Genomic DNA, 12424 nt, shown 5'->3' on the forward strand with positions numbered 1-12424 from the left:
CGCTCCTTATCAAATTTAAACCATTGTCATACACGACAAAATATTTAATTCTACTTTCACTTACTAAAAATGTCAAGTTTTTTTATTTTTAAATTAAACTTGTGCAACCTCTCCAAACCCGACTTCAACATCGCTATATCCAGGGAAACCCGTTCCAGCAGGGATAACACGACCCATTACAACATTTTCTTTCAACCCTCTAAGGCTGTCATACTTACCTTCAATGGCAGCAAGCGTCAGCACTTTTGTTGTTTCCTGAAATGATGCAGCAGAAAGAAAACTATCCGTAGACAATGAGGCTTTTGTAATACCAAGAATTAAGGGCTCTCCTTTTGCAGGCTCTCCGCCCGTCATGGCCACTTCCCGGTTTATCTCTTCAAAATGGATTCTATCTACCTGTTCATCGGGAATGAAGTTGGTATCACCCGTACTAATGACTTTTACCCGTCTCATCATCTGACGGATAACCACTTCAATGTGCTTGTCATTAATTCTTACACCCTGAAGCCTGTAAACTTCCTGTACCTCATCCACCAGGTATTTGGCCAATGCCACCTCCCCTTTGATGTTCATGATATCCTGAGGGTTGGCACTTCCTGCAACCAGGGGATCACCCGCTTTAACATAATCACCGTCATAGACCGTGACATGGAGTCCCTTGGGAATGGAATATTCTTTCTTTTCACCGACATCTGAGGGGGTAACGGTGACTTTCTGCCTTCCTTTGGTCCCTTTTAAAACTACCACATACCCGTCAATTGCGGTCAGCACACCGGGGTCTTTGGGCTTTCTGACTTCAAAAAGCTCTGCAACCCTTGGAAGACCACCTGTAATATCCTTTGTTTTAGTGGTTGCCCTCGGCAGTTTGGCAACAACATCACCCGCCATGACCTGATCGTCTTCTTCAACAGTCAGAATTGCATTCACCGGCAGATAGTATCTTGCAGCCATTTTTGAATTGGGAAGTTTAATCCCTTTACCGTCTTTATCTTTTATAGTGATTCTCGGCCTGATCTCAGCCTCTTTTCCCTCAATTATGGTACGGGACACTTTTCCAGTTACAGGGTCAATCTGTTCCTGAACAGTGGATCCCACTTCTATGTCACCAAAACGAACCCTGCCGGAAACTTCTGTGATAATCGGTGTTGTAAACGGATCCCAAGTGGCAATCACATCACCCGGTTCTATTTTCCGCCCATCTTTAATATGGAGGGTAGCACCATAAATCACCGTCTCCTTTGCTCTCTCACGTCCCTCTTCTCCTACGATAGTGATCCCGCCGCCCTTTCTATTCATTAAAATGACCTCATTATTCGCAGAAATTACGGTCTGAATATCTTCATTGTACTTCAATACGCCACCGACCCTTGCCTTGATTTCTGCGGCTTCAACCTTTCTTGAAGCAGTACCACCAATATGGAAGGTTCTCATGGTCAACTGGGTCCCCGGTTCACCAATAGATTGAGCTGCAACAATACCAATGGCCTGGCCGATTTCAACTGTTACACCATGAGCAAGATCTCGCCCATAACATCTGGAACAGACCCCATGTTTTGAATTACAGGTAAGAACGGAACGGATTTTAATCTTTTGGACACTGGCTTCTTCGATCTTTTTAACATGATATTCAGTAAGCTCGGTATCCGCCCCGACAATAAAAGCGCCTGAGTAGGGATCCCGTATGTCTTCCTGGGTAACTCTTCCAAGAATTCTTTCTCCAAGGGTCTGAATAATTTCACCACCCTCGTATAGTGCTTCCACTTCTATACCGTTAATGGTACCACAATCGATTTCAATGATAGTACAATCCTGGCCGACATCGGCCAGACGTCTTGTAAGATATCCAGAGTTTGCGGTTTTCAAGGCGGTATCAGCCAGGCCTTTACGCGCGCCATGGGTTGAGATAAAATATTGAAGTACGGACAGGCCTTCACGGAAGTTGGCTGTAATCGGGTTTTCAATGATCTCGCCGGAAGGTTTAGCCATCAAGCCACGCATTCCGGCCAGCTGACGCATCTGATCCTTACTTCCACGAGCTCCCGAATCTGCCATGACATAAACAGCATTCAATTCTTCCGAACTATCATCATCCGTGGCGCCTGTTGGATTTTTCATGACTTCCATCATGGCATTAGCAATATCATCCGTGCTTTGTGCCCAGATATCAACCACCTTATTATATTTTTCCCCTTGTGTAATCAGGCCTTCTGAGTACTGATCTTTAATATCTTCTATCTGTTTTTCAGCTTTGGAAATCAGCTCCCATTTTTCTTTCGGAATAATCATATCGTCCACGCAAATGGAAAGACCGCCCAAAGTAGAATATTTATACCCGATGTCTTTAAGCCTGTCAGCAAGGATAACGGTCTCCTTTAAACCAATATTACGGTATGCATAATCAATAAGTTTTGCAATGGATGACTTATCCATGAGCTTGTTCACAAGCTTGAACGGCAACGTGGTTCTGCGTTCATCCACCTTAAATATGGTATAATAATCGCCCACTTTTCTGATGCCTGTAAACTGATCCTGTTTCAAGCCATATAGCTGTTCGACAACAATCTCAGACACCTGGAATGTGTTTTTAAATTCCTTTCTGGTTAGAATACCGGTTTTCCCCTTGGTCTTTTTAACTTCACCATCAGAGTATTTTTTTAGAACCTTATCAAATACCTTTCCGGCTTTTAACTCTTCCATTGCAGCTTCGCAATCTTCCAAGGTTTCGGTCCTGATTCTGCTTAATGCCAGGAGTGTATCACCGGGAATCGTTTCCCAGAGAAGAATCCTTCCAGTGGTGGTGTCGTACATTTCACCATCGATCCTGACTTTGATCTTGGCATGAAGTTCCAACTCACCGGCATCAAATGCATATCTGGCTTCTTCAATACTTGAAAATCTGATCCCTTCACCCTTTTGATTACGCACTGCCCGGGTCATGTAATAAATACCCAGAACAATATCCTGAGTTGGTACAATAATCGGCTGACCATTTGCCGGAGACAGGATGTTATTGGTAGACAGCATCATTATCCTTGCCTCAAGCTGGGACTCAAGTGAAAGCGGGATGTGAACCGCCATCTGGTCACCATCAAAATCAGCATTAAACGCAGGGCAGACCAAAGGATGAAGCTGGATTGCTTTGCCCTCAATCAAAACCGGTTCAAATGCCTGAAACCCGAGACGATGAAGGGTTGGTGCCCTGTTGAGCATCACCGGATACTCTTTTACTACCGATTCAAGTGCATCCCAGACCTCGGTTTCCTCACGTTCAACCATTTTCTTGGCACTCTTAACCGTTGAAACAAGGCCTTTTCGCTCAAGATAACTATAAATAAAGGGTTTAAACAGCTCCAGGGCCATCTTTTTGGGGATACCACATTGATGGAGCCGTAGCTCAGAGCCAACGGTAATAACCGTACGACCGGAGTAATCCACACGTTTGCCTAAAAGATTCTGTCTGAAACGCCCCTGTTTTCCTTTTAAGGTATCACTCAATGACTTCAAAGGTCTTTTATTGGTGCCCGTAACCACCCTGCCGTGTCGGCCATTATCAAACAGAACATCAACCGCTTCCTGAAGCATTCTCTTTTCATTTCTGACAATAATATCAGGCGCATTCAGATCAACCAGCCTTTTCAAACGGTTGTTTCTGTTTATTACCCTTCGATACAGATCATTCAAATCAGATGTGGCAAACCGCCCGCCTTCAAGAGGCACAAGCGGTCTTAAATCAGGAGGAAGAATCGGGCACGCCGTCAAGATCATGCGTGTGGGTTCAATACCTGAATTTAAAAATGCATCAATTACCTTAAGCCGTTTGGACATCTTCTGTTTCTTGGCTACCGATTTGGTCAGGCGAATCTCTTCTCTTAATTCATCATGGACCTGTTGAAGATCAATCTCTTCCAGCAGCTTCAAAACAGCCTCAGCGCCGATACCGGCTTCAAACTCATCACCAAAAGCTTCAAGTGCTTCATAATACTGATCATCAGACAAAAGCTGAAGTTTTTTAAGACCTGTATCTTTAGGATCAATAACAAGATAAGAATCAAAATAGAGGACTTTTTCAAGATTCTTTAACGTCAAATCAAGAACATTGCCTATTTTACTGGGAAGACTTTTCAAAAACCAGATGTGAGACACCGGAGAAGCCAATTCAATATGAGCCATTCTCTCCCGGCGCACTTTTGATTGAATCACTTCAACACCGCATTTTTCACAGACAACCCCGCGATGTTTCATGCGTTTGTATTTGCCGCAATTGCACTCGTAGTCCTTGGTGGGACCGAACACTTTTGCACAGAAAAGCCCGTCTCTTTCAGGCTTGAACGTCCTGTAATTTATTGTTTCCGGTTTTTTGATTTCACCATGAGACCACTCTCTAATCTGGTCAGAAGATGCAAGGCTTATCTGAACGCCCTTGTAAATCTTAGGATCTTTTGGTTTTGCGAAGAAATCGTATATATTATCCAATGTCTTCTCCTTATTTGTTTCCTTCTATAAGATTCATATCCAAACCCAGACTATTCAACTCTTTGGTAAGGACCCTGAAAGATTCAGGCATTCCGGGCTCAAGAACACTCTGGCCTTTTACAATTTTTTCATACATTCTGGTTCTTCCTGTCATATCATCGGACTTGACAGTCAAAAATTCCTGCAAAGCATGAGCAGCACCATATGCTTCCATTGCCCAGACCTCCATCTCTCCCAATCTCTGCCCGCCGAACTGGGCTTTACCACCCAGAGGCTGCTGAGTCACCAGAGAATATGGACCAATGGAACGCGCATGAAGTTTATCATCAACCAGATGGTGGAGCTTGAGCATGTACATGGTTCCAACCGTTACCAACTTATCGAAAGGTTCGCCGGTCCTGCCGTCGTAAAGCACGGCTTGACCGGATGGTTCAAATCCAGCCATATTAATCAGCTTTTTGATCTCTTCTTCACTGGCACCATCAAAAACCGGAGTTGCCATATGCACCCCGTTTCTGTAAAGTGATGAAAATTCAATAAGCTTCCTGTCAGACATCTTTTTAATCTCTTTTACGAGAGTATTTTTTCTCTTGTTCGCCTTCTGGACTTCGGTTATGGAAAAAATCTCAATTACCTTTTCCCTTAACTTGTCCAGTTTTCTCTGGTTAAGCAGTTCATCAATTCGCTGCCCCAGACCATAGGCGGCATGCCCCAGATGAATCTCCAATATCTGACCGACATTCATACGAGAGGGAACACCCAAAGGGTTGAGTACCATATCCACCGATCTGCCATCTTCAAAGTATGGTAAATCTTCCACCCTTAAAATTCTTGAAACAACACCTTTGTTCCCATGGCGGCCTGCCATCTTATCGCCGACGGAAAGAACTCTTTCCATGGCAACACTGATTTTGATCATTTTCAAAACACCCGGAGGAAGATCGTCCCCTTTTTCAAACCGGGATACCTGTCTGTTGAAATGCTCTCTGGCTTTCTTGATTTGCTCCTGCGCGCTCTCAAGTATGACCTGCGTCTTTTCAGTGATCACAGCATTTTTTATGGCAACATTAACAAGCACCACGACCGGAATATTTGCAAAAAGCCCAGGCTTTACCTTGGTACCTGATTTGACCAGGACCTTTCCTGTTTTTTCAAGATCTGTGATAATCTTCTTGCCGGTAAGAATGGACTCAACTTTTTCCCGTGCTACATCAGAGATAATTTTAATTTCATCATCCCTGTCTTTTTCAAGTCTTTCTATCTCATCATCTTCAATGAGTCTTGTGCGATCGTCTTTTGTAAGGCCCCTTCTTGAGAAAACCTTGGCATCAATAACCTTACCTTTTACACCCGGTGGCACACAAAGAGACGTATCTTTTACGTCTCCTGCTTTTTCACCAAAAATAGCACGAAGCAATTTTTCTTCAGGGGAAAGCTGTGTCTCTCCTTTTGGTGTAATTTTACCCACAAGAATATCTCCGGATGTAACTTCAGCACCCAGACAGATAATACCGCTTTCATCAAGATTCCTTAAGGCCTCTTCTCCAACATTGGGAATATCACGGGTGATTTCCTCTTTCCCCAATTTTGTGTCTCGTGCAAGAACTTCATATTCTTCAATATGAACAGACGTATAAACACCATCTTTTACCAGCCGCTCGCTCACCAGTATGGAGTCCTCATAATTGTATCCATCCCAGGGCATGAACGCGACCGTCACATTTTTACCAAGGGCTAACTCACCCATCTCGGTGGAGGGGCCGTCTGCAATCACCTGACCCTTTTTTATCTCTTCTCCTTTTACAACGATGGGACGGTGATTAAAACAGGTATTCTGATTGGAACGAACAAATTTTGAACAATTATATATGGATACTGCTTTCTCAAAACTGCCTCTTTCCGTATCATTATTTCGGACAACAATCCGTTTGGAATCCACATCAACAATAGCACCATCGCAATCGGCTACAATAGTAACGCCGGAATCCCGTGCAACAATGCTTTCCATCCCGGTACCGACAAGAGGTGCTTCACTCCTGATCAGCGGAACTGCCTGACGCTGCATGTTTGATCCCATCAACGCCCTGTTGGCATCATCATTTTCAAGGAATGGGATTAAGGATGCAGACACTGATACCAGCTGATTCGGTGAGACATCCATGAATTCAACATCTTTATTTTCAATCATTTCAAATTCACCGCCAACCCGTGAAGAAACCAAGGGATTGATGAAATTATCATCAACGTCAAGGGGTGCATTTGCCTGGGCAATAGGATGTTTCTGTTCTTCAAAGGCTGTCAAATGCTCAATTTCCTTGGATGCATTCCCTTTATTTGCAATCCTGTATGGTGTTTCAATGAAACCAAAATCATTCACCCTTGCATAGGTACACAGAGAAACAATCAAACCGATATTCGGACCTTCGGGGGTTTCAATGGGACAAATTCTTCCATAATGAGACGGATGAACGTCTCTGACTTCAAACCCTGCTCTTTCTCTTGTCAAACCGCCGGGTCCAAGTGCAGACAATCTTCTTTTATGAGTGGTTTCAGACAGCGGATTGGTCTGATCCATGAATTGGGACAACTGGGAGGTACCAAAAAATTCTCTGACGACCGCTGAAACAGGTTTAGGATTAATTAAATCGTGGGGCATCATGGCATCCACTTCCTGCATGCTCATTTTTTCCTTTATGGCCCTCTCCATCCTGACAAGCCCGATTCTATAATGATTTTGAAGCAATTCCCCAACTGCCCGGACACGTCTGTTACCCAGATGATCGATATCATCAACCTGGCCCTGAGTATCTTTTAAATCAATCAATGTTGCAGCCGTTAACATAACATCTTCTTTTCGCAAAGTCTTTACATCGATCTTAGTATCAACACCAAGACGATGGTTCATTTTCAGCCTTCCCACTTTAGACAAATCATAATATGCTTGCCTGAAAAAAAGGTGGTCGACAAAATCCTGGGCAACTTCAATAGTTGCAGGGTTTCCAGGCCTAAGCCGTCTGTAAATATCCATTAAGGCTTCTTCTTTATTCAGGGTTTTATCAGAAACCAGTGTTTTCCTCATGGAATCTGAGTTTGCCGGATCAACATAAAGAATATTAAAATCATTGAGATCTTTTTCCTCTATAAGTTCAAAACCCTCTTCGGTAATCAGATCTCCAGATTTAAATAGGATTTCCCCAGTCTCTTCATCAATAACCTTCTGGGCAAAGGCTTTATCAATCAATTCACTATTTAAAATGGGGATATAATCAAGACCGTCTTCTTCCAGCTGCTTTAACGCTCGTTTTGTAAAAATTCTTCCCTTTTTGATGACAATCTCACTGGTTTTAGGAGATTTAATATCAAAGTTTGCTCGCTGACGTTGCAGATTTTCCGGAGAAAACTTTTTAAAAAACGATCCATCCTTTTTAATAATATGTTCTTTATTATAGAAAAAATCCAAAATATCTTCGCTGGTATAACCAAAAGCCTTAAAAAGGATAGATACAGGGAATTTGCGTCGCCTGTCTATTCTTATATAAACAATGTCCTTGATATCAATTTCCATATCAATCCAGGAACCCCTGACAGGAATTATTCTGGCGTTGTATATAATTTTGCCTGTAGAATATTTTTTCCCTTTATCATGATCAAAAAACACCCCTGATGATCTGTGCAACTGGCTTACAACCGCTCTTTCAGTACCATTAATAATAAAGGTACCCTGTGGTGTCATCAATGGTATGGTGCCGAAATAAACTTCTTGTTCCTTAATATCACGAATCGTTGAAATATCTGTTTCCTTATCGTGATCATAAACAACGAGTCGGACCTTGATATTTACCGGAATGTCATAGGTCATTCCTCTTGAAGTGCATTCTTTCATGGAATGCTTTGATTCACTAAAAGAATACGAAACATATTCCAACGATGATGTATCTGTAAAATCCTTAATGGGAAAAACAGATTTAAAAACGGCATGGAGTCCTTTTTCTTCCCTTTCTTCAGGCAAGACGCCTTTTTGAAGGAAACTCTCATAAGAATCTCTTTGCATTCCTATTAAATCAGGAATATCAATGATTTTTCTTCTGCTGCCAAACTCTTTTCTAATACGCTTATTTGTCAAAAGACTTCCGGTCATGATATCTCCCAGTGTGAGTTTTTCCAACCGTAAAAGCGGAGACATGGCACCATTGCCTTGCCCCCGCATAAATTCTATGCACCTTAAAACTTTGTAAACTAACCTATTTTACAAAATTATTTTACAGAAACCTGTGCGCCGGCTCCTTCTAATTTTTCTTTAATTTTCTGGGCTTCTTCTTTTGGAATTGCCTCTTTAACCGCCTTTGGTGCTTCTTCAACAAGCGCTTTTGCTTCTTTGAGACCAAGGCCTGTAATTGCCCTTACTTCTTTGATAACATTGATTTTCTTGTCACCAAATGTTTCAAGAATAACATCAAATTCAGTCTGTTCTTCTTCAGCAGCAGCATCGCCGCCGGCAGGCATTGCGCCGGCTGCAAAGGCCATAGGTGCTGCAGCAGTTACACCAAATTTATCTTCAAGTTCTTTTACAAATTCAGAAAGTTCAAGAACAGTCATGTTTGATATAAATTCAATAACACCATCTTTTGTGATATCAGCCATTATTTTCTCCTAAATAAAACGATAAAAATATTTTTTAAAATTATAAGTAAAAATGTTTACGCCGCTTCTTTTTGATCTTTAATTGCATTAAGAACATTAACAAAAGATCGGGGAACGCCGGAAAGAACATTAACAAATGAGGTTGGAACCGCATTAAGCGTGTAAACCAGTTTGCCAAGAAGTTCTTCTCTGGACAGCATTGTTGCCAGTTGTTTTATCTCATCAGGATTGAGAAGCTTTCCTGAAAAGACGCCTGCTTTAATTTCGAGTTTCTCGTTGCCTTTAGCAAAACCAACCAAAATTCTTGCCGGAGCGATAGGGTCATCCTTTGATAAAACAATGGCATTGGGCCCTTTGTAAAAATCTTCCATCAAGGCTGCATCTGTGCCTTCCGATGCTCTTTTCAGCAGTGAGTTTTTAACAACTTCTATCCGAACGCCTTCTTTTCTCAGTTGCGAACGAAGATCCGTCATTTTTAATACATCCAGACCTTTATAGTCAATCAGTATTGAGATCTCAGATTCTGAAACTTCTTTGGCGAGCCTTTCAACCAGTTCTTTTTTTTGGGAAATATTCAGCAATTTTCTTACACCTCCTTCCATTTATTATATTTTTTCGAAGGTGCCAACTAAACCAAAATAAAATAATATTATTTTCCATCTCGGCAGGCCGGCAAATCCGATTATGCACTTTTAAAAATAAAGTACACCTACTGTCTATGACAGGTTTAAAAATCTATTTTATCAACCTATTTTATCAATAGCGGATCCACTTTTATACCCGGACCCATTGTTGAAGATACGCTGATTGTTTTTAAGTAAGTTCCCTTGCTTGAAGCAGGTTTTAATGCTACCAATTTATCTAAAAAGGCTTTAGCATTTTCAGTCAATTTTTCTGCTCCGAAAGAGACCTTTCCGATCGGCACATGAACAATACCTGCTTTTTCTACCCGGAAATCAATTTTACCTGCTTTCAATTCGTTGATTGCTTTTTCAAGTTCAAAGGTTACCGTTCCTGTTTTAGCATTCGGCATCAACCCACGTGGTCCGAGTATCCTACCCAGTTTTCCGACAGACCCCATCATATCCGGAGTTGCAATGGCTTTATCAAAGCCAAACCATCCGTCTTGAATCTTTTTAATGGTCTCATCATCGGCAATAAAGTCTGCCCCTGCATCCAGGGCCTCTTTTTCTTTCTCACCCTTTGCAAAAACTAATACTTTTACCTCTTTACCAAGTCCGTTGGGCAATATAACCGTACCCCGCACCATTTGATCGGCATGCCGAGGGTCAACGCCTAATCTCACGGCAACATCAACAGTTTCATCGAACTTTGCATGGCTCGTAGAAACTGCAAGCTCCAAGGCATTCAGTGGATCGTATTGAACCGTTCTATCAACCTGTTTAAGTGCATCTGTCTGTTTTTTACTCAGCTTTGGCATTTTCATCACTCTTTTACTTGAAAGTTAAACTACTTCTATCCCCATGCTTCTTGCTGTACCTGCAATAATCTTCACAGCTGCATCAATATCTGAGGCATTTAAATCTTCTTTTTTGGTTTCGGCAATTGCAACAAGTTGATCCTTGGTAACTTTTCCAACTTTATCCCGATTGGGCTCGCCAGACCCCTTTGTAATCTTCGCTGCAGCCAGCAGCAGTCTGGAGGCCGGTGGCGTTTTAGTAATAAAGCTGAATGATCTATCCTGGTATACGGTGATGACGACTGGAATGATAGACCCTGCGTCATTGGCAGTCTTTGCATTAAAAGCTTTACAAAAATCCATAATGTTGACGCCATGCTGACCTAAGGCCGGCCCGATGGGCGGAGATGGATTTGCTTTTCCTGCTTCAACCTGAAGCTTTATTTGTGTCATTACTTTTTTTGCCATTTTTTTTTAACTCCTGAAGCTTAACTATTTAAGCATACTATATTTTAGTAACCTGTATAAAATTCAGTTCCACAGGGGTTGGACGTCCAAAAATACTTACCAGAACCTTAATCTTTTCCTTGTCAGGTGACACATCTTCCACCGTACCATTGAAACTTGAAAACGGTCCGTCAATAACCCTGACTTCATCGCCTGGTTCAAAAAAGTATTTTGGTTGAGGCTTATTCTTGCCCTGTTGCATCTTGTCAACAATGCTCTGAGCCTCTTTGTCACTTATCGGTGCCGGTTTATTTTTCCCACCCAAAAAACCGGTAACCTTTGCAGTGGAATTTACAATATGCCATGTCTCATTATCCAGATGAATTCTAACGAGAATGTACCCGGGGTAAAACTTTCTTGAAGATTCCCTTTTCTTTCCATTAACAAGTTCAACAATATTTTCAGTCGGAATAAGAATCTCACCAAATTTTTCAGGGTGTTTGGAAGCTTCTATTTTTTCTTCCAGAGCAACTTTTACTTTTTGCTCATGACCTGAATACACATGTACGACATACCATTTTAGAGACATGTTACTTCCCTTGTTTTATGTCAGGACAACCTGAACAAGCTTTGATAGGCTGTAGTCAAAAAGCCCTAGAAAAACTGCAATAACAAAAACAAAAATTATCACAACAATGGTTGTCCCTGTGGTCTGTTTACGAGTCGGCCAAGTCACCTTTTTTAACTCCATCTTGACCTCTCTGAAAAAATCCATTGCTTTTTGGAAAAAATTTGGCTCGCCAGCTTTTTCATCAGTTAAACTTTTTTCTGACTTTGCTTTTAAAGAACTTGCTACTATTGCCGATTTTGAACTTGAAAAACCTGAAGAGATAGCAGACAAATCTGTCGTATTTTCTGCTACAGCCCTTTGCTTTTTCTTTTCACTTATAGGCTTTTTTTTATGTAATCGTGACATACAACTCCTAAGTTTATCTTAGCAACCCGAATCATTTTTTTACATTTGGGTTGCAAGACTAAAAATGTGGCAGGTCAGGAGGGAGTCGAACCCACAACTGCCGGATTTGGAGTCCGGAGCTCTGCCAATTGGAGCTACTGACCTGCAATAACTTTCGCTATTTAATCTTTGTTTCTTTATGCGTTACATGCTTATTGCAAAATTTGCAATATTTCTTAAACTCTATTTTATCTGGAGTTTTCCGCTTGTTCTTAGTCGTTGTATAATTTCTTCTCTTGCACTCTGTACAGGCAAGAGCAATATTTACTCTGTCCACTATAAAACTCCTTTGGAGCTTACTCTACAATTTCACCGATAACACCGGCGCCAACGGTACGGCCACCTTCCCTGATGGCAAACCTGAGCTCTTTTTCCATTGCAATGGGGTTAATCAGCTCCACATTAATGCTCGCATTATCCCCGGGCAT

At 41.7% G+C, this 12424-nt stretch carries 9 protein-coding genes, 1 tRNA gene and 1 pseudogene; all 11 read right to left on the reverse strand.

The window, feature by feature from the left end; genetic code table 11:
• Positions 1 to 93: 93 nt before the first annotated feature.
• Positions 94 to 4473 carry a DNA-directed RNA polymerase subunit beta' gene (rpoC, locus tag QAI40_RS05635; RefSeq protein ID WP_304511479.1) on the reverse strand — a complete coding sequence of 1460 codons (4380 nt, stop codon included), beginning with the start codon at positions 4471 to 4473 and terminating at the stop codon, positions 94 to 96.
• A gap of 10 nt (positions 4474 to 4483) precedes the next feature.
• On the reverse strand, positions 4484 to 8611 hold the full coding sequence (gene rpoB / locus QAI40_RS05640) for a DNA-directed RNA polymerase subunit beta (protein WP_304511487.1): 4128 nt from the start codon (positions 8609 to 8611) through the stop codon (positions 4484 to 4486).
• A gap of 116 nt (positions 8612 to 8727) precedes the next feature.
• Entirely contained in the window at positions 8728 to 9114 is a 387-nt protein-coding gene (gene rplL / locus QAI40_RS05645) for a 50S ribosomal protein L7/L12 (protein ID WP_304511480.1), read from the reverse strand.
• 56 nt (positions 9115 to 9170) lie between these two features.
• Positions 9171 to 9695, reverse strand: a complete 525-nt coding sequence (rplJ, locus tag QAI40_RS05650) for a 50S ribosomal protein L10 (protein WP_304511481.1) — start codon at positions 9693 to 9695, stop codon at positions 9171 to 9173.
• A gap of 167 nt (positions 9696 to 9862) precedes the next feature.
• On the reverse strand, positions 9863 to 10555 hold the full coding sequence (gene rplA / locus QAI40_RS05655; RefSeq protein WP_304511482.1) for a 50S ribosomal protein L1: 693 nt from the start codon (positions 10553 to 10555) through the stop codon (positions 9863 to 9865).
• Between the two features lie 24 nt (positions 10556 to 10579).
• Positions 10580 to 11002 (reverse strand): 50S ribosomal protein L11, encoded by a 423-nt coding sequence (gene rplK, locus QAI40_RS05660; protein ID WP_304511483.1) that lies wholly within the window; start codon positions 11000 to 11002, stop codon positions 10580 to 10582.
• 37 nt (positions 11003 to 11039) lie between these two features.
• Entirely contained in the window at positions 11040 to 11570 is a 531-nt protein-coding gene (gene nusG / locus QAI40_RS05665) for a transcription termination/antitermination protein NusG (RefSeq protein WP_304511484.1), read from the reverse strand.
• 15 nt (positions 11571 to 11585) lie between these two features.
• A complete protein-coding gene (gene secE / locus QAI40_RS05670; RefSeq protein ID WP_304511485.1) occupies positions 11586 to 11957 on the reverse strand; it encodes a preprotein translocase subunit SecE in 372 nt (123 codons plus the stop codon).
• A 67-nt stretch (positions 11958 to 12024) separates the two neighbouring features.
• Positions 12025 to 12101: transfer RNA gene (locus QAI40_RS05675), tRNA-Trp, on the reverse strand.
• Between the two features lie 13 nt (positions 12102 to 12114).
• Positions 12115 to 12273, reverse strand: coding sequence for a 50S ribosomal protein L33 (gene rpmG / locus QAI40_RS05680; RefSeq protein ID WP_304511486.1), 159 nt, complete (start codon positions 12271 to 12273; stop codon positions 12115 to 12117).
• A gap of 19 nt (positions 12274 to 12292) precedes the next feature.
• A pseudogene (tuf, locus tag QAI40_RS05685) lies at positions 12293 to 12424 on the reverse strand (elongation factor Tu); the annotation flags it as partial.

The sequence above is a fragment of the Desulfobacula sp. genome (assembly GCF_030611305.1).
Taxonomy (GTDB): domain Bacteria; phylum Desulfobacterota; class Desulfobacteria; order Desulfobacterales; family Desulfobacteraceae; genus Desulfobacula.

Bases quoted from the DNA above. Each gene is read 5' to 3' on its own strand.
- rpoB (WP_304511487.1), bottom strand. From the start codon at position 8,611: ATGACCGGAAGTCTTTTGACAAATAAGCGTATTAGAAAAGAGTTTGGC.
- rplL (WP_304511480.1), bottom strand. From the start codon at position 9,114: ATGGCTGATATCACAAAAGATGGTGTTATTGAATTTATATCAAACATG.
- rplA (WP_304511482.1), bottom strand. From the start codon at position 10,555: ATGCCAAAGCTGAGTAAAAAACAGACAGATGCACTTAAACAGGTTGAT.
- rplK (WP_304511483.1), bottom strand. From the start codon at position 11,002: ATGGCAAAAAAAGTAATGACACAAATAAAGCTTCAGGTTGAAGCAGGA.
- nusG (WP_304511484.1), bottom strand. From the start codon at position 11,570: ATGTCTCTAAAATGGTATGTCGTACATGTGTATTCAGGTCATGAGCAA.
- secE (WP_304511485.1), bottom strand. From the start codon at position 11,957: ATGTCACGATTACATAAAAAAAAGCCTATAAGTGAAAAGAAAAAGCAA.